Below are 21,437 nucleotides of genomic sequence, written 5' to 3'. Positions count from 1 at the left end.
CGGGTGGCCGAGGGAGGCGTTCCGTCAGGGAAGTCCGATCAGGCTGATCTGGCGACCGTAGCCGGGCTCATGGCGGTGGGTGGCGCGACGATAGCTGTAGAAGCGGTCCGGCTGAGAATAAGTATCCTCATGCAGCGCGCCAACCGTCGCGATCCCAGCGGCAGCCAGGCGAGCGAGGAGATATCCTTCCAGATCGAAGTGAGGCTTGCCCGCGGGCCCTTCGGCGAAGAAGCGCTCGTTCTCCGGTGATTGCTCGCAGACTTCCTGCAGAAAGCCGTGATCGACCTCATAGCTGCGCTGAGCGATGCAGGGCCCGATGGCGGCAGCGATCCGGGAGCGGTCTGCACCCAGCCGCTCCATCGCCTCAATCGTGCGGTCCGTCACGCCTGCCAATGCACCTTTCCAGCCGGCGTGGGCCGCCCCGACCACCCCGGCGTTGCCGTCCGCGAAGAGCACCGGCGCGCAGTCTGCCGTGAGGATACCGAGCAGGATGCCGGACCGGTTCGTCACCACCGCGTCGGCGGGCGGACGACTGTCGTCGGGCCAGTCGCCCGCCTCGACCACGTTTGCGCTATGGATCTGGTGCGGTGACACGATGCGCGCGCCAGGAGCAACCGCTTCCGCAGCGCGTCGCCGATTCTCGACGATAATGGCCAGGTCCTCGCCGCTTCCCCATCCGCAGTTCAGGCCCGCGAAGTCTCCTTGGCTCACGCCGCCGCGGCGGCCCAGAAAGCCGTGGGGGACCGAGGCCAGTGCACCGGCACGCAGAGCCTCCACGCTCATAACGCTACCTCCCAGACGCGGTCATGGTCCGCCTGTGTGCCGACCATGAAGTCGTAGGGTCCCCTGTCCTCGAACCCATAACGGCGATAGAAGGCCTGCGCACGGTGGTTGTTCTCCCAGACCGAAAGTGCCAGCCGCTGGGCCCCGCGCCGCCGCGCCTCGTTCAGCACCCACTCCATCAAGTGCCGCGCGAGGCCGGTGCCGTGCGCTCGCCTGAGAAGATACAGCTGCTTGAGTTCCGCCACTCCCTGCGCCGACACGTGCGGGAGCTTGTTGGGACCTACCTTGGCGTAGCCGAGGATCTCGCCATCCTGCTCACCCACCGCAAAGGCGTAGGCGGGATCGGCCATTTCCCGCTGCCAGGCGTCGCAAGTGAACTGCCCGAGGAAGGCGTCCAGGTCTTCGCTCGCATAGAGATTGGCAAAGGTGTCGCAGAAGCTGGTCCGGAACACATGGTCAATCGCATTCAGGTCGGCAGTGGTGGCGGGACGGATGATCATAGTCCGGCCGGGCTTGGCCATTTCGGCGCGTGGATGGCAAGCACCTTGAACAGCGATCCCATCTGGTCAGGCCGACACAGTCGCGCCCGCGCCGCCTCGATCTCGCCCGCGCGCTCCGGCGTCGCATTGGCGAGAACCCGCGAGCGCGCGGTGATCCCCAGCCGCTCGAGCCACGGCCCCTGCTCGCTTGGTCCGGCGACTTCCGCGCCTGCTTGGGCGGCAATCTCCGCCACGCGCTGGAAGTCCACGTGACTGGTCAGGTCCTGCTCGCCCGGGCTTTCGAGCACAGACACGAAGCGATGCGCTCGCACCGCCTGGAGCGTGTCACCCGGCGCGCTCCGCCCGTGTCCATAGTCGATCAGGAGCGCGACGCCGCCCTGCTCGGCGATCCGCCGGCAGAGGGCCGTCACGGCCGCATCGCGGGCGGGGGAGGTCTCGACGATCTCCCCGTCTCGGTCGAAGGCCAGGTGTCCGCCGATCAGCTCCACCCGCCGCTCGACTCCTCCGACATGCTGGCGAATGGGCAAGGCGTCGAGGAACTCGTTGGCGACGACCAGCAGGGGTCCGCTTGCTGGCAGGTCGCAGATGCTCTCGTGCCAGTGCGCCTGCGGCACCGCCAGCTCCTGGGCCTGGCGGAGAACGGGACTGGACTCAACGAAGTGGACCGGCGGTCGAAGGCCGGCGCGCGTGATTACCCGGAGCGCGTCCCGGGCCAACGTGCCGCGACCAGGACCCAGCTCGACGTACATTGCATCTTCGGGTTTGCCGGCACGTTGCCAGCAGTCGGCCAGCGCTGCCCCGACAATCTCGCCGAACATCTGACTGATCTCAGGGGCCGTGGTGAAGTCGCCGGCGGCCCCCAGTGGGTCGCGGGTCGCGTAATAGTAGCTGTTGCAGGTCTCCATGTAGGCCTCGACCGTGATCGGACCTTCGGCACGGATGCGGTCGTGCAGGGCGCGCTCAAGCGGTGTCATCTGTCCGACGCTCACCTTTAGCCTTTCGAAAGGTGGATCCACGTTTCGACAAGCTCAACGTGAGCGCCACGATCAGGCCACGCTCTCACTGCCCGCGATCGGCTCCACCCGCTGGCGGCGGCGCTTGGCGGTGGCCATGAGGTAAGCGCCGCCAAGGATCATCGGTACGCAGAGCCACTGCCCCATGTGCAAGCCGGTGCGCTGGGCGAACTCGACGAGGTGCGCATCGGGCTCGCGGACGAACTCTACCGCGAACCGGAAGAGGCCGTAGAAGAGCAGGAATGCCCCGACCAGCTTGCCGGGTTCGTAGCGCGCGCGAGTCTTCCAGAACATCCAGGCAAGGACCGCGAACAGGACGAGCCCCTCGAGTAGCGCTTCGTAAAGCTGACTCGGGTGGCGCGGCGGGCCGACCACGGCGAGACCGTCCACCACTTCAGGGAAGCGCACCGCCCAAGGCACGGTCGTCGGTGCGCCCCAGAGTTCTGCGTTCACGAAGTTCGCCAGTCGCCCGGTGAACAGGCCGATAGGCACCACGCACGCGACATAGTCGTGGAGGCGAAGCCACTGCAGCTTCTCCTTCCAGGCGAGATAAATGATTCCGAGGCTGGTCCCGATGACGCCGCCATGGAAGCTCATGCCTCCATCCCACATCTTGACGATCTCGAGCGGGTTCTGCGCGTAGAATTCGGGTCGGTAGAAGAGAACATAGCCGAGCCGACCACCGAGGATCACGCCTAAAGCAGCATAGAATACGAGGTCGTCCGCATGCCGGCGCGCCATGGGAGCGCCAGGCTGCTTGATGAGCTTCAGAAGGTAGACATAGCCAAGGAAAATGCCCGCCAGATAAGCGAGGCTGTACCACCGAAGGTCCAGCGGTCCGATCGACAACGCGACCGGGTCCAGCCCGAGGTCCGACCACAAAATTCCGGTCGATGGTGTTGGAGTCATGGAAACATCTTCCCCCTTTGGGCTGGCCGTCTCATAAGGACGCCCGCGTAAAAGGCCAAGGAGACGTGCATGCCGAGTGAGCTCGACCAACGCTTTGATGCGGTGTTGGCCGCGGTCACTGGACCGGGAGGGCGCGTGGTGGTTGACCAGGATGCGGAGGGTCGCGCGATCGTCGCGAACTTCCCCGCCACCCTGCCGATGTTCTTCAAGACCTTCTGTCATCTGAACGGCCAGGTCGAGGCGGTCATCGCCGGTGACGAGCGGCTGACCTTCGCCGATCTCGACGCCATCTCCGACGAGCTGGCCCGCGCACTGGTGGCGCACCATGGCGTTCAGAAAGGCGACCGCATCGGCATTGCGATGCGCAACTGCCCGACCTGGATCGTGACCTACATGGCGATCCTCAAGGCGGGTGGCATCGCGACCCTGCTCAATGGCTGGTGGCAGGCGCACGAGATGACCCATGCGCTCGAGCTGACGGAGCCCAAGCTGACCCTGGCCGACCCGCCGCGTGCCCAGCGCATCGCCGCCGCCTGCGGTCCCTGGCCGATCGTCACCTTGCCGATTGAACATCCGATCCGAACCGCGCTGCAGCCGCTGATGGAGGAAGGCGCCCCGCTTGAGACGCACCTCCCCGACATCGTGCCGGAAGACGACGCGACCATCTTGTTCACGTCCGGCTCCACTGGCGAAGCCAAGGGCGCGTTGTCGACCCATCGTGCGGTGACCACGGGCGTCTACGCTTATGCGACCTCGCTGATGGTGCTGCTCGGAATCATGCAGAGCCAAGGCGAGGAGCCGAAGAACCCGCCCCGCACCCTGCTCAACGTTCCGCTGTTCCATGTCACCGGCGAGGTCCCCGTCCTGTTGAACAGCTTCGTCATCGGCCGTGGCATGGTGCTGATGCCCAAATGGGATGCCGGCGAGGCGCTGCGCCTGATCGAAAAGGAGAAGGTCACCTACTTCGTTGGCGTGCCGACGATGAGCCTGGAGCTCATGAATCATCCCGACCGGGAGCGCTACGACATTTCCTCGCTGACCGACATCGCCGCTGGCGGTGCGCCGCGCCCGATCAGTCATGTCGAACGGCTTCAGGACAGCTTCAAGACAGCGCAGCCTGCCTTGGGCTATGGTCTGACCGAGACCAATGCCGTGGGCTGCGGCAACTTCTGGGGCAACTATGCTGCCAAGCCGGCGTCCACCGGCCGGGCGCAGCCGTTCGTCCAGCTCGCCATCCTCGGGGCGCATGACACCCACCTGGGGCGGAACGAACGCGGAGAAATCGCCATCCGGTCGGCCGCCAATATCAAGGGCTACTGGCGCAATCCGGACGCGACCGCCGCCGCCTTTACGCCCGACGGCTACATCAAGACCGGCGACATCGGGTACATCGACGACGATGGCTATCTGTTCATCGTGGATCGCAAGAAGGACATCATCATCCGCGGTGGCGAGAACATCTCCTCCGCGGAAGTCGAGGCCGCCTGCTATGCGTGCGAGAGCGTCGCGGAAGCCGCCGTCTTCGGTGCCCCCGACGAGCGCCTGGGCGAAGTGCCCGTTGCAGTGATCCTGCCCGCATCCGGAACCGATCTGACGGAAGAGGACCTGCGAACCTTCCTCCAGGCGCGGCTGGCCGCCTTCAAGATCCCGGCCCGCTTCATTTTTGCGTCTGACGCTTTGCCGCGCCTGGGAACTGGCAAGATCGATCGGGTGGCGCTGAAAACGCGCTACGCCGCTTGAAGCTCAAGACCCCGGACATTGATCGTCGCACCCTGCTGATCGGCGGCGGAGCGGGCGTCGGTCTGCTGGTCGCCTGGGCCGTGTGGCCGCGGGACTATGGCAGTGCTCTGGCGGTTCGACCCGGCGAGGGCGCCTTCGGTCATTACGTCAAGATCGGAACGGACGGTCGGGTTACGGTCGCGGTTTCGCAGGTCGAGACCGGCCAGGGCATCTGGACGGCGCTACCGCAGATCGTAGCGGACGAGCTTGGCGCGGCCTGGGAGTCGGTGGCGGTGGAGCCTGCGCCATCCTCCCCCGTCTACAGCAATCCGCTGGCTCAGGCGGCAGGCTGGCTTGAGGTTGTCGGTCCAGCACGGGCAAAGCAGCTGATCGACAGCGGCGAACTGCGCATCACGGCGGGCTCCACCTCGGTGCGCGCCTTCGAGCGACCGCTCCGAGAAGCCGCCGCGACCGCCCGCGCCATGCTCTGCGAAGCCGCCGCGGCCCAATGGCGGGTCGCCGCAGCCGAGTGCGATACGGAAGGGGGCTTCGTCGTCCATGAAGGCAAGCGCCTTCCATTCGGCCAGGTTGCTGCCGCGGCCGCCGACGTGAGCCCGCCGGAGACGCCCATCCTCCGGGCTGGTCCCGGCAGGCTGATTGGCCAGCCACTGGCTCGGCTCGATCTTCCGGCCAAGAGCGATGGCTCCTTTCGCCTGGGCGCCGATGTCCGCGTCCCCGGCCTGATGTATGCGTCTTTGCGCCGCGCTCCCCCGGGTGGAAGACTGACTGGGCATGATGCCGGTGCCGCTCGGCGCTTTACGGGAGCTCGGCTGGTTTCCGGTGACGACTGGCTGGCGGCAATCGCGCCCAGCTGGTGGCTCGCCGAGCAGGCGGTGGAGGCGGCCAATGCCCGCTTCGAGGGACCGGAAGGTGCCGATGGAAATGGGGCCGTGCAGGGAATTCTGACCCGCGCGCTCGACACCGGCGACGCTCAGGTCTTGTTTGAGCAGGGAGACTACCAAACGGCGGCCGGCAGGGTGAACCCGCTGTCGGCGGACTACGGAGCGGCGCCGGGTCTCCATCAAGGCTTGGAAACTCTGACGGCGACCGCACGCTTCACCGGTGACCGGTTGGAGGTCTGGGCTCCGACCCAGGCACCCGAGCTGTCGCGGCGGGTGGCGGCGGCGGCGGGTGGGGTGCAATTATCTGAGACGACGCTTTACCCCTTGCCGGTCGGTGATCAGAGCGGGCGGGCGCTGGAGCCCGACGCCGTGCCGATCGCGGTGGCGTTAGCGCGTGAGGCGCAACGGCCCGTCCAGCTGATCTTTTCCCGGGCACAGAATGTGCGCCAGGACCGGCCGCGCGCTCCCATGCTGGCCCGGCTCTCTGCGCTGCCAAGCCCTACGGGCGGGATCGCGGCTTGGAAGATGCGGCTGGTCGGCAGCGACGGGACACGGGCGACGATGGGCCGGTTGCTCGGTGGGAGTCCGGACGGATACGGGCCCACCAGTCTTCAGGGTGCGCTGCCGCCCTATGCCGTTCCCCACGTGCTGGTGGAGGGAGTTCCGGTCGATCTTCCCGTCCCGACCGCATATCTGCGGGGGGAGGAGCATGCGGCGACCTGCTTCTTCACCGAGAGCTTCGTCGACGAGATGGCGCGGGCGGCAGGTGCTGAACCGCTGGCCTTCCGCATGGGGATGCTCGGCGGAAACACCCGCCTCGCCCGCGCCATCTCAACGGCCGCGGCGATCGGCGGGTGGGATGGCGGAGGCCAGGGCAGCAGCATGGGCCTCGCCTGCTTGTCCGCCTACGGATCGCACATCGGCCTGCTCGCGGTGGCTACCGCATCCCCGACCCAGCAGGTCGAGGTCAGCCGGCTTGTCGCCGCAGTGGATTGCGGTCGGGTGGTGAATGCCGGCCTGGTTCGCCAGCAGATCGAGGGCGGCCTGATCGCGGGCTTGGCGCAGGCCACCGGCCGGGCTCCTGAGTTTCACTTCGGCATGGCGGTGCCAAGCAACCTGCAATTGCCGCGCCTTGACCGCACGCCAGCCATCGAGATCGAATTGTTGCCGAGCCGAGAGCCCGCTGGTGGGGTTAGCGGACTGGGTTTTGCCGTCGTCGCGGCAGCCGTGGGCAATGCTTTGGCCGCAGCGCTTGGGAAGCGCTTGCGTAGATTGCCGTTCAACCCGATGTCCGCAGCATGAATCCGCCCGATGACCATCCAACGATCCCGCCGCGCAAGGTCGGCGTGCTGCTCATCAATCTCGGCACGCCTGACGCACCGGAAACCGCGTCCGTTCGCAAGTACCTCGCCGAATTCCTGTCAGACCGGCGCGTGGTCGAACTTTCGCCTTTCCTGTGGAAGCCGATTTTGCACGGCATCGTCCTGCGCACCCGTCCAAGCAAGTCCGCGCATGCTTATGGACAGGTATGGACGGACGAGGGATCTCCGCTGGCCGTGATCACCCGAAACCAGGCGCGCGCGTTGCAGCAGCGCTGGGGGGATCGGGTGATGGTGGACTGGGCCATGCGTTATGGCTCGCCGGGGATTGGACCCGCGGTTCACAAGCTCAAGGATGCGGGTTGCGAGCGGATTCTCGTGGCTCCTCTCTACCCGCAATATTGCGCCGCGACGACGGCGACAGCGAATGATCTGGTCTTCGCCACGCTGGCCGGCATGCGTTGGCAGCCCGCATTGCGCACGCTCCCGCCCTACCACGACGCGCCGGAGTATATCGACGCGCTGCAGGCTACGATCGAAGCCCAGCTTGCGTCGCTCGATTTCGTGCCCGAACGGCTATTGCTGAGCTTCCATGGCATGCCGGTGCGGACGCTGCGCAAGGGTGACCCCTACCATTGCCATTGCCGCAAGACGTCCCGCCTGCTGGCGGAGCGGCTGAGCATTCCAACGGATACCGCCTTTCAGTCGAGGTTCGGGCGAGACAAGTGGCTGGAGCCCGCGACGGAGGACGTCCTTGCAGCCTATCCGAAACAGGGCGTGACGAAGATCGCCATCGCAGCACCCGGCTTTTCCGCGGACTGCATCGAGACCATCGAGGAGCTCGGCATCCGTGGCAAGGAGACCTTCGTGGAGGCCGGCGGAACCCATTTTGCGCGCCTCGACTGCCTGAACGAAAGCGAGGCTGGGATCACCATGCTCGACGGGCTGCTCAGCCGCGAACTTGCGGGCTGGGTGGAGGCCGCATAGGCTCCCGTCCGAGGACAGGGAGAGAGCCATGGCACGAGTTGCGATCGTTACGGGAGGAACGCGTGGGATCGGTGAGGCCATCAGCCTCGCCCTGCGCGACCTTGGGATGACTGTTGCGGCCAACTACGCGGGTAATGACGAGCGCGCGCGCGCTTTCTCCGACCGCACGGGCATCCGGGCCTTCAAGTGGGACGTGTCCGATTACAACGCCTGCATGGAGGGCGTGCGGCAGGTGGAAGCCGAAGTGGGACCCGTCGATGTCCTGGTCAACAATGCTGGCATCACGCGCGACACGACCATGAAGCGAATGGATCACCAGAAGTGGCAGGAGGTGATCGACACCAACCTCGGCGGCTGCTTCAACATGGCGAAAGCCCTCTGGGAAGGCATGACGAGCCGCGGCTACGGGCGCATCGTGAACATCGGGTCGATCAACGGCCAGGCCGGGCAATATGGCCAGGTCAACTATGCCGCAGCGAAGTCGGGTATCCACGGCTTCACCAAGGCCCTGGCGCAGGAAGGCGCGCGCAGCGGCATCACCGTCAACGCGATCGCGCCTGGCTACATCGACACGGACATGGTCGCGGCGGTTCCGGAGGATGTGCTCGGCAAGATCGTCGCACGCATCCCCGTGGGCCGGCTCGGACGCGCTGACGAGATCGCCCGCGGGGTGGCGTTCCTGGTCGACGAGAATGCCGGCTTCGTTACGGGATCGACCTTGTCCATCAACGGCGGCCAGCACATGTACTGAGGCGTGGAGACAGTTGGATACTCACCACCGGTGAAGCGTAGCGTGCTGATCGCGGGTCATCCCACATCGATCAGCCTCGAGCCGATCTTCTGGCAGGCGCTGGAAATCGCCGCCCGCGATGCGGCCATGCCGATCAACGCGCTGGTGGCGCAGATCGACGAGGCGCGGATGACTGTGCCGGAGCCGCCGAACCTGACCTCAGCGATCCGCCAGTGGCTGTTCGGACGCGCGCTTGGCGGTTGATAGCACCGCTTCCGCAAACCTGGGTTTCGCGTGCGGAGCACAGTGAAGGAATAGCGCAGGCTCGATCAGTTCGAGCTCGATGATCTGCAAATCCCCGTCGTTCCCGACCAGCAGGTCCACCCGCGCGTACGTCGCCTTACCCGGTGCTTCGGCCAGCGCTGCGTTCGCGATCTCCAGCGCTCCGGCCGGAGCCTCGACGGCGCCATTCGTGCCGCCCCATTCCGGCTGGACTCGAAAGTCTCCATTCTTGGGCAGCTTGGCCACCGTATGGCTGAGCTCGCCGCCGAACAGGATCAGCGAATACTCGCCGCTGGTCGTCACGGACTCGACGTAGGGCTGGATCAGCATACGGCGGCCATGCACCTCCATCGGTACGCTGTCCTGCCCGTGAAGGCGAAACGTGCCCCAGGCGCTGGCAGAGACGGGTGGCTTCACCACCAGCTCATCGGCGCCGAGCACCCCGGCGGCTGCCGCAAGAGCTGCCTCGTTCAGGTGGTCGACTTCGAGCGTTGGGACGACGGGCACGCCCTTTCGCCCAAGCTCCGCCAGATAAGCTTTGTCGCTGTTCCAGCGCAGCATGGCTGGTGGGTTGGCGACCGGTAGCCGCTCCGTCTCAAGGCGATCGAGGAAGGCGAGCCATTGCTCATGCTTCAGGTGGTAGCCCCAGGTGACCAGTGGAAGGATGAGGTCGAAGCTGTCGAGGTTCTCCGCGTTCGTCCAAGGCACGGCAGTTACGTCCGCACCCGCGTCCCGCAAGGCATCGGCCTGAACATCGAAAGCCCAATCATGTGGCACACCATAATCGGGCGCCGGGGTCAGCATTGCGAGACGCATCAGCGGGACAGCAGGATGCGGGCCTGATTGGCGATCTGTGCCAGCATCGGCACAGTGGCATTGCCGCTCACACGCGCCCGGGCGATCAGCTTGCGGAACTGGTCGATTCGGTCGTGGTGCCGTTCGGTCCAGCGTTCCACCGCATGTTCGGGATCGTCCGCCCGGATCCGTGACATCCAGTCGATGCGCAGCTGTTCGAAGTCGCGGTTCAATCCGGCCACGAGCAGTCGCTCCCACTGATCCGTCGGGCGGAACCGGGCAACTTGCCCCTGCGCCCAGTCGAGTCCAAGGACTTCGCCCAGCCGCACGTAGGCGCGCGTGACCGCAAGCTCGTCCAGCTGCTTCCGGTTCGCCAGCGAGGTGATGCCGAAGACCCCGTCCAGCTCGTAGAGCTTCACCAGGCCGCGAACGATCTCCTCGCTTGCACCCAGCGCTTCGAGGCGGCCCCGGCGAGCCGCTGCCTCGATCTTCACTTCTTCGCGGATGATGGTCTTGGCCGCGACATTCACCTTGCTCAGTCCCGGCTCCAGCAGCGCGATCAGCTTGGAAAGGTTGGTCTCTCCACCGCCTGCGCGGAGGATGTCGCCGATGTGCGATCGGACACTCCGTCCAGCAGCCGCGTAGAGCTCGAGGCGCGCGGCCTCGCTCCCTTCGAAGCGATCGATTCGCTGCCACAGCACGTCGAGCTGCAGAAGGCGCTCGGCAGCCAGGAAGGCGACCACAACCTGCCCGAGCGACGAGCCTTCCTCCTCCGTCATGTCCATGGCCAGGCTTGGACCAAGGCGATTCACGAAGCGGTTGGCGATCTTGGTCGCGAGGATCTCGTCACGCAGGCGGTGCGCCAAGATCGCCTCGCGGTGGGCCTCCTGCATAGGCTTGGGGAAGGCGTTCAGCAGCTGCTCGTGGAGCAGCGGCTCGTCCGCGAGGTGCAGCTTCTCCGCCGCGTCCTGCAGCGCCAACTTGGACATGCTGAGTAGCACCGAAAGCTCAGGGCGGGTCAGGCCCCGGTTGTCTGATACCCGCCGCAGCAGGATATCACTGGTCTCTAATCCCTCGACCTTCCGATCCAGCCGGCCGGTCGCCTCTAGCAGCTCCAGCGTCCGAACTTGTGCGGGAACGGCCGCGGCGCCACCATGCTCGGCAATGGACAACGCGAGGGTCTGGAGTCGGTTGTCGTCCAGCACCAGTTCGCTGACCTCGTCCGTCATCCGCACGAGCAGGTCGTTACGATCCTCCAGCGTCAGCCGACCTTCGCGCATCTCCCGGTTGAGCGGGATCTTGATGTTGACCTCGTTATCGGAGCAATCCACGCCCGCGCTGTTGTCGATGAAATCGGTGTTGCAGCGCCCGCCGAGGGTGCTGAATTCAATTCTGGCCGCCTGGGTGATGGCGAGGTTCGCACCTTCGCCGAGGACCTTGGCGCGCAGGTCCTTGGCGTCAACGCGCAGCATGTCGTTGGTCGGGTCACCGACCGCGCTGTTGGCCTGCGTCGAGGCCTTCACATAGGTCCCGATGCCGCCGAACCAGATGAGATCCACCGGCGCCTTCAGAATGGCGCTGATGAGGCTCGTCGGATCGATCGCGGCCTCGCTAAGGCCGAGCGCCGCCTGCGCCTCCGGAGTGAGCTCGATCTCCTTCTGGGTGCGGGGAACGATCATCCCGCCGCGGCTCAACAGCTTACGGTCGTAGTCGTCCCACGACGAGCGCGGCAGGTCGAACAACCGCTTGCGCTCGGACCAGCTGGCCGACGGTTCTGGGTCTGGATCGATGAAGATGTGGCGGTGATCGAAAGCGGCAACCAGCTTGATCGCCTGGCTGAGCAGCATGCCGTTTCCAAACACGTCGCCCGACATGTCGCCGCAACCCACCACCCGAATGGGCTGGGTCTGGACGTCGGTACCCATTTCCTTGAAGTGACGCTGGACCGAGATCCAGGCGCCCTTGGCGGTGATGCCCATCGCCTTGTGGTCGTAGCCATTGGACCCGCCGCTCGCGAATGCGTCGCCCAGCCAGAACCCGCGTTCCAGCGCAATCGCGTTGGCCACGTCGGAGAAGGTCGCGGTGCCCTTGTCGGCCGCGACCACGAAATAGGGGTCCTGCCCGTCATGGATGACCACGCGCTCAGGATGGACGACCTGGTCCTCGACAATGTTGTCGGTCACGGACAGGAGCGAGCGGATGAACACCCGATAGCTTTCGGTGCCCTCCGCCAACCAGGCCTCACGATCGGAAGGGGGCGGCAGCTGCTTGGGATAGAAGCCGCCCTTGGCGCCGGTTGGGACGATGACCGCGTTCTTGACCAGCTGCGCCTTCATCAGTCCGAGGATTTCGGTCCGGAAGTCGTCTCGCCGGTCGGACCAGCGGAGCCCACCACGCGCAACCGGCCCGCCGCGCAGATGGATGCCTTCCACCTGCGGCGAATAGACCCAGATCTCGCGGTAAGGGATGGGGGCAGGTAGGCCCGGGATCTTCGATGGGTCGAGCTTGAAGGCGAGCGCCTCGTCATCCTTGCGGGCGAAAGCGTTCGTTCGCAGCGTTGCCTCGACGACCGACCGGAACAGCCGCAGGATACGGTCGTCATCGATCGCCTTCACGCTGGACAGGGCTTCGTCGAAAGAGCGGCGAATCTGACCGACCGCTTGCTGGCGGTCGCCGGTGATCGACGGATCATGCGCGGCCTGGAACAGGGTGACCAACGCGCGCGTGGCGTCGGGCGAACGGCGAAGCGCTTCCACGATCGTTAGGAGGCCGTAGGCAACGCCGGTCTGGCGCAGGTAGCGGAACCAGGCGCGGAGCCAAACCACCGGCTGCGGATCGAGCCCGGCCAGCAGCACCAGCATGTTGAACTCGTCGTTTTCGGCCACGCCATCGAGGACGTCGCTGATCGCTCGCTCGACGGTCTCGGCGCGGTCAAGGATTGCGCCCACGTCCGTGCCCGTCGGGAGCTCCAGCCGGAAGTCGTGGATATAGCCCAACTCCCCGTGACCAAGCTCCGTGGGAATTTCCTCGAGCACGCGGAAACCGAAGTTCTCCAGCACGGGCACCGCTTCGGAGAGGGGGATGAGGCTACCGCTCGCATAGACGCGCAAGTGCAGTTCGCAGCTCGTTCCGGTCACACGCTGGCAGAGACGCACGTCACGATCGCTGTCGGGAGCTAGGCGGCTCAGACGAAGGATGTCTTCAGCCGCATCGGCGGGCGGCGTGCTGGCCTGGAAGCCCTGGGGGAACGCTTCCTCCGGATAGGTGAAGCCAAGCCGGGTCGCGCGAGGAACGCCGATCTTCTCGGCGAGCGCCTCGACTACACTGGGCTGCCAACCCCGCACCATCAGGTGCAGGCGCTCGTTCAGTTCGGCGATGTTGGGCAAAGGCGCTTCGGGATCGCTGTAGAGCGTGTACCGGATCAGGGCGAGGTCCCCTTCACCCAGTTCGATGGCGTAGCTTGTGATGTCCCGCCCGATCGCTCCCTGGAGCATCGCGCCGATCTGGAGCCTCCGGCGGGTCGACAGGTCGTCGCGCGGAAGCCAGACAAAGGCGAACAGGTGACCCTTGAGGATGCTCCGGACGAGCGCGATCGCCGGTCGTGGACGATCCGCGAGGGACATGGCCGTGACCACCAGTTCTCGCACCGACTCCGACGACAGGTTGATCAGCAGGTCGCGGGGAAGAGACGAAACCGCGTGGCGCAAAGCCTTGCCGGAATGACCGCGCGGATCGAAATCGAATTCGGCGTCGAGTTCCGCGAGCCTACGACGGAGTACGGGAACCTGCTCGGCAGGGTGGACCATGGCCTCACTGGTCCACAGGCCGGCATAGACTCCAATTCCGACGACGGCGTCGCCCTCGCGCTCCGGCACCACGATCAGGTCCATGGGAACGCGGCGATGGACGGTGCTCTTGCGCTCCGCCTTGGCGAGCAGCGGGACCGAGCCCCCCTGCTCGAAGTAGCGCATGGCACCCCGGCAACCGCCGGAATCGGTAGGCGGCCCGGGAATGCGGAAGATGCCCAATCCATCGGACGCGACTTCGCCCGGCCGCTCCACATGGTAGCCGAGCAACGTCAGTGCACCGTCCGCGAACCAATGGAGAAGGGCGCGCCCTTCCTCGTCGGTGACGGCCCCCGCGTCCTTCCGCAGGCGCGCCTGCAGGTCGCGCCAGTCCGCCACGGCAAAGCGAACGTCCTGCAGCACCGCGTGCAGCTCCTGCACCAATTCCTGCCGGGTGCGGGCGTCGGCGCGGTCCAGCTCGATGTACATCATGGACTCACGCCGGTTCGCGTCCTCGCACAGCTCCTCAACGTTCTGGAGTCGGCCCTGCTGGTCGCGGGTCACGCATACGACCGGGTGGAGAAGGCGATGAATGGCAAGGTGACGCCCGGCGATGGCATTTGCCACGCTGTCGACCAGAAACGGCATGTCGTCGTTGACGATCGCCAGCCGCATGCGCCGGTTCATCGCGTCGGCTCCGCCCCGCGATTCTAGCCGGATGACCTCGTTCCCGGGCCGACGCTCCAAAGCAGCTTCGGCGAGGAACGCCGCAGCGGATTGCTGCTCTTCGGCGGTAAAGCCTTCCGTTTCGCCTGGCAGTGCGCCGCGGGTCAGTTCCTGCCGCAAATTCTGCACCAGGGTTCCGGTTACCCGTTCACCATCCGCCATCACTGAACTCGCCTCACCGCATCTGAAAGGATGGGCGGGCGTCTAGACCTCTGGGCGGAGGGGGACAACCCGTCAGGCGGCGAGCTTGCGGATCGCTTTCTCTAGCATCGTGAGATCACTCACGGCGGAAACCGGCTCGACCTTGCCGTCGGAGCCCCGACGCACCAGCACGAGGCTGAACTCGTCATTACCGGCCAGCGCGGAGAGTGGCTTGGGAGCGGCATTGCGCAGGCGCAGGCGGCCCTGCTCGAGCCGAGTATCGGGCCGGGGCTCCGGCCGCCGCGCCAGGCGCTCGGCGGCGACCAAGCCTTTCAGGCCGCCGGGCTGCGCGTTCACGAACTCCTCAAACTCGCCAATGTCTACGCCCTGCCGCTCTGCATGGGACAGAGCCGAGGCGAATTCCGTCAGGCGAGTCTTGTCGTAATCGATCCCGAACACGAGCTTGACGATCGCCGTCATCGGCGCGCGGGCCTGCGCCTTCACGCCGGCATCGTCGAGGATCTCGGCGAACTCATCCGGCACCCGCCGCGACGCGACGGCGAAGTCGTAGGCGAGCGCCAGGGCGCGGTAGAGGGCGGCCCGGCTCCGGCCATCCGCTGCCTTACAGAGCTCCGCGCTTTCCCGGGCAGCCCACAAGCGGTCAGCGAGGCCCGCGTCCTCGTCGACCTCGATGAGCAACAATTCATCTCCTTCGACTGCCTCCTCGAGCAGAAGCGGCTCTTCGGCTTCGTTGCGGGGCGCAGCCGGCATCGGGGCCAGTTCGCGCGGGACGACGCTGGTGTCCTTCCAGTTGATCACCCCGTAGATGAAGTCGATCGTCTCCCCATCCGACGAGAAGGGCATCAGGATGCCGCGATAGCAGATCTCGTGACCCCGCTGGTTCTGGAACTCGGCTTCGAAGCCGATGGGAGCGCGGTTGGCGATGATCTGCAGGTAATGATCGGTCAGTCGCGACAGGAGCGAGCGGCTGGGTACTTGCGCGATCGTCTGGACCTCGGGTCCGATGTCGCATTCGGCCCGGATCGCGACACCGATGTAGGCGGTCGTAGGGTTTTCCGAGTTCTCCGTGAAGTCGAGCAGCACGCTGTTGCTGGCGAAGTCTTCGATGTTGACGGGGTCCAGGTCCTCAATGGACGGGTAGTCACGACCCTTCAGCAGCGATGCCCAGTAATTGTAGGCGCGCACGTGCATTCGGCGCTCATCGGTGCCGATCTCGATGGGCGGTGCAGGCGGGGCTTCCTCCACCGGATCTTCGTAGCGGGCCTGGTAACCGTCCATCAGGGTGTTCCAAAATGCTCCATTTCCGCGCGAAACTGCGGGAAAGTGCTTACGATAACGTTAAGCATGTCGCGGTGAACGGACTGTCTTCACGATGTCACGGGCCCGTCGCGGTTAGAGGGGTACGCAGCGCTGGCGTTACGTTTAGGAGCCTTGCCAGTGCTGACGACCATGTTGCTGATCCTCGTACCAGCCGCGGCTGGGCTGCTCGTTGCGCGGAGAGCGAAGACCATCCCGCTCGTGCGATGCTTAGGCGTCACCTTCGACATGTGGGCCGACAGCGCTCGCAACGGACCGAAACTGACCGGGAGGTAAACACTTCGACTCGCGGGGGAATCGCTCTGTCGCATCCGGCGACGCGAGACGAATCCATCTTCCGCCAGGATCGGTTTGATGAGGACCATGATTTCGTCCTTGATCCGCGGAGCCCGATACTGGCCAGAGACTCAGGCGCTCGAACTCTGCCTCGTGGGTGGCCGCCGCTACCTTTATCTGGGAGTGCCGCAGCGCCTCGCCGACGAGTTCCAGCGGGCACGTTCGAAAGGCAACTTCTTCAACCTCAGGATCAAGGGTCGGTTCGACTGCCACCCGCTCCGCGACGAGGGAAACCGTCGTTGCCAGCTGCAAGCCGCCAACGAATGAATGGGAACTGCTACAAGCCGACCGCGTTCGTTACGCCTGCATAACAGGAGTGACGCTCATGGTGGACAACAACGAACCTCGGGAAACGGTGGAGCGTACCACCATTGTCGAAACCGACCGGGGCGGCGGCAGCGGGCTGATCGCCGTCGTGCTGCTGATCATCGCCGTTCTCGCGCTGCTCTTCCTCTTCCGCAACGAGCTCGGCTTCGGTGGCGACAAGACGGAGATCAGCGTTCCCGACAAGATCGACGTCAACATCAACTAGGCTTGAGTGGGAGACCCGCACCGCGGCCGTTTGCCCCGGCCGGGTGCGGGTTTTCTCTTGAGCGCGGGAGCGGTAGAGCGGGGCCATGCTTAGCACCTCCTCCCCCGCTTACCTGAGTGGCTTCGGCGGGCATTTCGCCACAGAGGCCGTGCCCGGCGCGCTGCCGCACGGTCGAAACAGTCCGCAGCGGCCGGCATTCGGCCTGTACACGGAACAGCTCAGCGGCACGGCTTTCACCATGCCCCGCCACGAGAACCGGAGAAGCTGGCTGTACCGCATGAGGCCGAGCGCGGATCATCGGCCGTTCACCCGCTATGAAGGCGCAGAACGCTTTCGCTGCGACGCTGGCGATCAGCCGCTCGCTCCGAACCGCTTGCGCTGGGATCCGGCCGCCGAGCCGGCGCCGGGAACAGACTTCGTGGATGGTCTCACCACCATGGTCTTCAACCGCTCGCCCGCCGACCTGGAGGGTGTGGCGGTGTCGGTATATGCCGCGAGTGCAAGCATGGACGGACGCGTGTTCGTCTCGGCCGACGGCGAGCTGCTGATCTTGCCGCAGCAGGGCCGGCTGGAGCTGCTGACGGAGCTTGGCCGGCTGGAGGTCGAACCGGGGCAGATTGCCCTCCTCCCGCGCGGCATCCGCTTCCGGGTCATGCTGCCCGACGGAACGGCTCGCGGCTACGTTTGCGAAAACTACGGTGCGCCGTTTCGCCTGCCCGATCTCGGGCCGATCGGCGCCAACGGCCTCGCCAACCCGCGCGACTTCGAGACGCCGGTCGCGTGGTTCGAGGACCGCGACGAGCCGACGGAGGTTGTGCAGAAATACGGCGGGCAGCTGTGGACCACGACCCTCGATCACTCGCCGCTGGACGTGGTCGCCTGGCACGGCAACCTCGCGCCGTGGCGCTACGACCTGTCGACATTCAATGCCATCGGCACGGTCAGCTTCGACCACCCCGATCCCAGCATCTTTACCGTGCTCACCTCACCGTCGAGCGTCGTGGGCCGTGCCAATGCCGACTTCGTCATCTTCCCGCCGCGCTGGATGGTGGGCGAGGACACGTTCCGCCCGCCCTGGTTCCACCGCAACGTGATGAGCGAGTGCATGGGCCTGCTGACCGGCGAGTATGACGCCAAGGCGGAGGGCTTCAGCCCCGGGGGCATGAGCCTGCACAATATCATGACCGGCCATGGTCCCGATGTGGACACCTGGCGCCGTGCATCCGAAGCGGAACTCAAGCCCGTCAAGATCGGCGGCACCATGGCATTCATGGTTGAAAGCTGCTGGCCCTACCAGGTGTGCGCCGAGGCGCTCGGCCGGGCGCAGCCGGACTACGACCTCGCCTGGGCCGACTTCCCCAAGGCGCGCCTGCCGTGAGCGGTCTGGACGAGACCCACGATCCCTCCCGGACCAGTTGGGTTGGGAGCGCCAACGGCCACCCGCATTTCCCGGTGCAGAACCTTCCGCTCGGCATCTTCTCGGCGCAAGGGACCGGCCGGCGTGTCGGGGCGGCCATCGGCGACTTCATCCTCGACCTGCTCACGGTCGGCAGCCTGCTGGACGAGGACTGGCTAGACGACCTGTCGCACCCGGTGCTGAATGCCTGGCTGGCGCGCGGGCCCCAGGACCAGCGGGCGCTCCGCCGCCGCCTGTCCGACCTGCTCAGCGACGAGCAGCACCGCGATGATGTCGAGGCCGCGCTGCTGGGCCAGAGCGAGGCCACCATGCATCTGCCGTGCATCGTGGGCGACTACACCGACTTCTATGTCGGCATCCATCACGCGACCAACGTGGGCCGGCAGTTCCGCCCCGACCAGCCGCTGCTGCCCAACTACAAGCACGTCCCCATCGGCTATCATGGCCGCGCCAGCAGTGTCCGCGCGTCGGGCGAGCCGGTCATTCGCCCCAACGGCCAGCGCAAGCCCCCCGAGGCCGAGGAGCCGGTATTCGGTGCGTCCCGCCGCCTGGACTATGAGCTGGAGCTCGGCCTGTGGATCGGACGCGGCAACCGGCTCGGCGAACCGATCCCGATCGACCAGGCTGACGAGGCGATCGCCGGCTACTGCCTGCTCAACGACTGGTCCGCGCGCGACCTGCAGGCGTGGGAATACCAGCCGCTCGGACCCTTCCTCGCCAAAAACTTCCTGACCAGCGTGTCCCCCTGGGTGGTCACCGCAGAGGCGCTGCGCCCGTTCCGGAAAGCTCAGCCGCCGCGTCCCGCGGGCGACCCGCAGCCACTGCCGTATCTGCAGGGCGGTAGCGCGGAGCCGGCGCTGGACCTCACCATAGAGGCGCTGATCTCGACGGAGCAGATGAGAGCCAGGGGCTTACCCCCTCACCGCCTCAGCCACGGCAACGCCAGCGCCGCCATGTACTGGACCGCCGCCCAGATCGTCGCACACCACACGGTGAACGGCTGCAACCTCCAGCCGGGCGACCTGATCGGAACTGGCACGCTGTCCACGGACAGCAACGACGGCCTCGGCTCCCTCCTGGAGATCAGCCGGGGCGGCAAGCAACCGGTGACGCTTCCCACCGGCGAGACCCGCAGCTTCCTCGAAGACGGCGACGAACTGACGCTCACCGCGCGCGCCGAACGTAAGGGGTTCGTCACCATCGGCTTTGGAGAGTGCACCGGTGAGGTGGTCGGCTTAGCCTGAGACCCGTCCCACGCTGCACGATCAGAAGGCGTACCGTCTCAGTCCACGAGCGACCGCGCGAATGTTCACAATGTTCACGGTCGTGCGGGTTTGCGCCGGAGCAATCTCGTGATGTGAAAGAGCCGGCGGGCGAGCCGCTTGCCAGCTTGGAGCAGGCGCAATCCTACTGTTCAAGGGTCGTGTGGATGTCTGCTCGGCGTAGGAAGCGAACATAAGATTGAGGGTCGTACGTCGAAGCTGACTAGGATAGGTACGGCCCGCGGCTATCCTGCCGCACTGTCTTGCAAGACGCCGGAGCACGGTACGTGCTCCAACTAGCCTATCTCCTCGTCGAGAAATCTTCGATGCGAAAGCTCTCGGGTACTGCTGAGGTTCATTTCTCTCACTGAAAACCTGATGATAATCGCCAGCACCGTTTTCGGCGGCGTCGGCCGCCATGCCCCGGCATGTAAGGAAGTGACTGTGTTTGTTCGTTATCTCGGTTTCGCTTTGGCTTCCGTCGCTGCGCCCGCGCTCGCGCAGTCCGTGGATCATGGCAACATGGATCATGGAGCAATGGAACACGGCGCCCCGCAGCCTGCCGAGCCGCAGCAGCGGCAAGCTGCGCCCGCAACTGCCACGTCCGCGCATCAAGGGCATGAAATGCACCAGCAAGCACCAGCGAAGAGCAAGAGCCCTCGGTCCGTTGACCATGGCGCGCACAACGCCAAGCCCCTGCCGGAACACACCGCTACGCAACGCAATCATGCAACCCATGGTGAAGGTCATAGCGCGATGAGCGGGGCGCTCGGCCCCTATGGAATGCAGCGCGAGGCGTCGGGCACGGCCTGGCAGCCGGACAATTCCGAGCACATGGGCGTGATGGTTCATAGAGGCGACTGGATGCTGATGGGCCACGCCGTCCTCAACCTCGTTTACGATCATCAAGGTGGCGACCGGGGGGATGATAAGGCGTTTGCGTCCGGCATGTTGATGGGCATGGCTCAGCGGTCGCTCGGGGAGGGCAAACTCCAGTTCAAGGCGACGGTTAGCCCAGACCCGTTGATGGGCAAGCGTGGCTACCCGCTCCTGCTCGCAACCGGCGAGACCGCGGACGGGGTCGAGCATCTGGTTGACCGCCAGCATCCGCACGACTTCTTCATGGAGTTGTCGGCGTCAGTGTCTCAGAACATCAGTCCAGAAAGCAGCATCTTCATTTACGGTGGCCTGCCAGGCGAACCGGCGTTCGGCCCACCCGCGTTCATGCACCGCGAAGCAATCATGGACTCGCCTGAAGCACCGATCAGTCACCATTGGCTCGACTCGACGCACATCAGCTTTGGTGTGCTCACGGCGGGCGTGATTGCCGACCGGTTGAAGCTGGAAGTCAGCCGCTTCAATGCTCGTGAACCAGATCAGTATCGTTGGAACATCGAAAGCGGGCCACTCGACTCCACTGCCGCTCGTCTCTCGTGGAACCCAACGGCCAAGCTCTCGCTCCAGGGCAGCTGGGGCAAGTTCAAGGAGCCGGAACAGCTTGAGCCCGACGTCGACCAGCGCCGCTGGTCCGCTAGTGCGCTTTATGCCACCGACATCGGTCGCGACTGGAAACTCGCGGCCACCCTTGCCTGGGGCCGGAAAACCACGTCAGAGCATGGCCACACCTATCGCGACGATGCGTTCGTTGCCGAGGCTTCGCTCAAGAAAGACGGATGGACCGTCTTCAGCCGCGGCGAAGTGACGGAGAACCGCGAGCTAGTCGAGGGTGAAGACGATCACGGCCCGGCCTACCGCGTCGGCAAAGTGTCGGTCGGCGCAGTCCGGGATTTTCAGATTGCCAATAATCTGTCCATCGGTGCTGGTGGATTGGTCGCGTTGAACCTCGTGCCGGACGCACTCGAGCAGCTGTATGGCAGCCGTAATCCGGTCGGCGCCATGGCGTTCGTTCGGTTGCGGGTAAACTAGATCTCATAACCTAAGCGTTCCGCCGTGAGGCTCCG

The 21,437-nt window shown here is 65.5% G+C and carries 17 protein-coding genes; 10 read left to right on the top strand and 7 right to left on the bottom strand.

Annotated features, from left to right (window positions below; all coding sequences use genetic code 11):
- Window positions 1-24: 24 nt before the first annotated feature.
- From pgeF to lgt, 4 genes are all read right to left on the bottom strand, one after another.
- Window positions 25-783: a peptidoglycan editing factor PgeF gene (pgeF, locus tag JT720_RS03630; RefSeq protein WP_205479423.1), complete on the bottom strand. Its 759-nt coding sequence runs from the start codon at window positions 781-783 to the stop codon at window positions 25-27.
- Window positions 780-1,304: a GNAT family N-acetyltransferase gene (locus tag JT720_RS03625; protein ID WP_237219633.1), complete on the bottom strand. Its 525-nt coding sequence runs from the start codon at window positions 1,302-1,304 to the stop codon at window positions 780-782. The genes pgeF and JT720_RS03625 overlap by 4 nt, the downstream gene beginning before the upstream one ends.
- Window positions 1,280-2,257 carry a class I SAM-dependent methyltransferase gene (locus tag JT720_RS03620; RefSeq protein WP_205479421.1) on the bottom strand — a complete coding sequence of 326 codons (978 nt, stop codon included), beginning with the start codon at window positions 2,255-2,257 and terminating at the stop codon, window positions 1,280-1,282. Before JT720_RS03620 ends, JT720_RS03625 begins: the two co-directional genes overlap by 25 nt.
- A 72-nt stretch (window positions 2,258-2,329) precedes the next feature.
- Window positions 2,330-3,205 carry a prolipoprotein diacylglyceryl transferase gene (gene lgt, locus JT720_RS03615; RefSeq protein WP_205479419.1) on the bottom strand — a complete coding sequence of 292 codons (876 nt, stop codon included), beginning with the start codon at window positions 3,203-3,205 and terminating at the stop codon, window positions 2,330-2,332.
- 69 nt (window positions 3,206-3,274) lie between these two features.
- On the opposite strand from lgt, the gene JT720_RS03610 reads away from it, so the two are divergent.
- From JT720_RS03610 to JT720_RS03590, 5 genes are read left to right on the top strand one after another with little or no spacing between them, the layout of a single operon-like run.
- Window positions 3,275-4,945, top strand: coding sequence for a class I adenylate-forming enzyme family protein (locus JT720_RS03610; RefSeq protein WP_205479417.1), 1,671 nt, complete (start codon window positions 3,275-3,277; stop codon window positions 4,943-4,945).
- The gene (locus tag JT720_RS03605) at window positions 4,942-7,128 is read left to right on the top strand and encodes a molybdopterin cofactor-binding domain-containing protein (RefSeq protein ID WP_205479415.1); all 2,187 of its coding nucleotides are present in this window, start codon (window positions 4,942-4,944) and stop codon (window positions 7,126-7,128) included. Before JT720_RS03610 ends, JT720_RS03605 begins: the two co-directional genes overlap by 4 nt.
- Window positions 7,125-8,132 carry a ferrochelatase gene (gene hemH, locus JT720_RS03600; RefSeq protein ID WP_205479413.1) on the top strand — a complete coding sequence of 336 codons (1,008 nt, stop codon included), beginning with the start codon at window positions 7,125-7,127 and terminating at the stop codon, window positions 8,130-8,132. The genes JT720_RS03605 and hemH overlap by 4 nt, the downstream gene beginning before the upstream one ends.
- Window positions 8,133-8,160: 28 nt before the next feature.
- Window positions 8,161-8,883 carry an acetoacetyl-CoA reductase gene (gene phbB / locus JT720_RS03595; RefSeq protein WP_205479411.1) on the top strand — a complete coding sequence of 241 codons (723 nt, stop codon included), beginning with the start codon at window positions 8,161-8,163 and terminating at the stop codon, window positions 8,881-8,883.
- 3 nt (window positions 8,884-8,886) lie between these two features.
- Window positions 8,887-9,126: a ribbon-helix-helix domain-containing protein gene (locus JT720_RS03590; protein ID WP_205479409.1), complete on the top strand. Its 240-nt coding sequence runs from the start codon at window positions 8,887-8,889 to the stop codon at window positions 9,124-9,126.
- On the opposite strand, the gene JT720_RS03585 is transcribed toward JT720_RS03590, so the two are convergent.
- The 3 genes from JT720_RS03585 to JT720_RS03575 form a co-directional block, all read right to left on the bottom strand.
- Window positions 9,082-9,960 (bottom strand): ATP-grasp domain-containing protein, encoded by an 879-nt coding sequence (locus tag JT720_RS03585; RefSeq protein ID WP_205479407.1) that lies wholly within the window; start codon window positions 9,958-9,960, stop codon window positions 9,082-9,084. The genes JT720_RS03590 and JT720_RS03585 overlap by 45 nt on opposite strands.
- Window positions 9,960-14,612 carry an NAD-glutamate dehydrogenase gene (locus JT720_RS03580; protein WP_205479406.1) on the bottom strand — a complete coding sequence of 1,551 codons (4,653 nt, stop codon included), beginning with the start codon at window positions 14,610-14,612 and terminating at the stop codon, window positions 9,960-9,962. The genes JT720_RS03585 and JT720_RS03580 overlap by 1 nt, the downstream gene beginning before the upstream one ends.
- Window positions 14,613-14,684: 72 nt before the next feature.
- Window positions 14,685-15,890, bottom strand: coding sequence for a PAS domain-containing protein (locus tag JT720_RS03575; protein ID WP_205479404.1), 1,206 nt, complete (start codon window positions 15,888-15,890; stop codon window positions 14,685-14,687).
- 393 nt (window positions 15,891-16,283) lie between these two features.
- On the opposite strand from JT720_RS03575, the gene JT720_RS03570 reads away from it, so the two are divergent.
- The 5 genes from JT720_RS03570 (at window position 16,284) to JT720_RS03550 (ending at window position 21,402) form a co-directional block, all read left to right on the top strand.
- A complete protein-coding gene (locus JT720_RS03570; RefSeq protein WP_205479402.1) occupies window positions 16,284-16,532 on the top strand; it encodes a KTSC domain-containing protein in 249 nt (82 codons plus the stop codon).
- Between the two features lie 58 nt (window positions 16,533-16,590).
- Window positions 16,591-16,797: a hypothetical protein gene (locus JT720_RS03565; protein WP_205479400.1), complete on the top strand. Its 207-nt coding sequence runs from the start codon at window positions 16,591-16,593 to the stop codon at window positions 16,795-16,797.
- Between the two features lie 85 nt (window positions 16,798-16,882).
- On the top strand, window positions 16,883-18,175 hold the full coding sequence (gene hmgA, locus JT720_RS03560; RefSeq protein ID WP_205479398.1) for a homogentisate 1,2-dioxygenase: 1,293 nt from the start codon (window positions 16,883-16,885) through the stop codon (window positions 18,173-18,175).
- Window positions 18,172-19,458 (top strand): fumarylacetoacetase, encoded by a 1,287-nt coding sequence (gene fahA, locus JT720_RS03555; protein WP_205479397.1) that lies wholly within the window; start codon window positions 18,172-18,174, stop codon window positions 19,456-19,458. Before hmgA ends, fahA begins: the two co-directional genes overlap by 4 nt.
- Window positions 19,459-20,232: 774 nt before the next feature.
- On the top strand, window positions 20,233-21,402 hold the full coding sequence (locus tag JT720_RS03550; protein ID WP_205479396.1) for a hypothetical protein: 1,170 nt from the start codon (window positions 20,233-20,235) through the stop codon (window positions 21,400-21,402).
- Window positions 21,403-21,437 lie beyond the last annotated feature (35 nt).

The organism is Sphingomonas arenae, from assembly GCF_016924655.1.
GTDB lineage: Bacteria > Pseudomonadota > Alphaproteobacteria > Sphingomonadales > Sphingomonadaceae > Sphingomicrobium > Sphingomicrobium arenae.
This window is presented reverse-complemented; position numbering and strand designations above follow the sequence as displayed.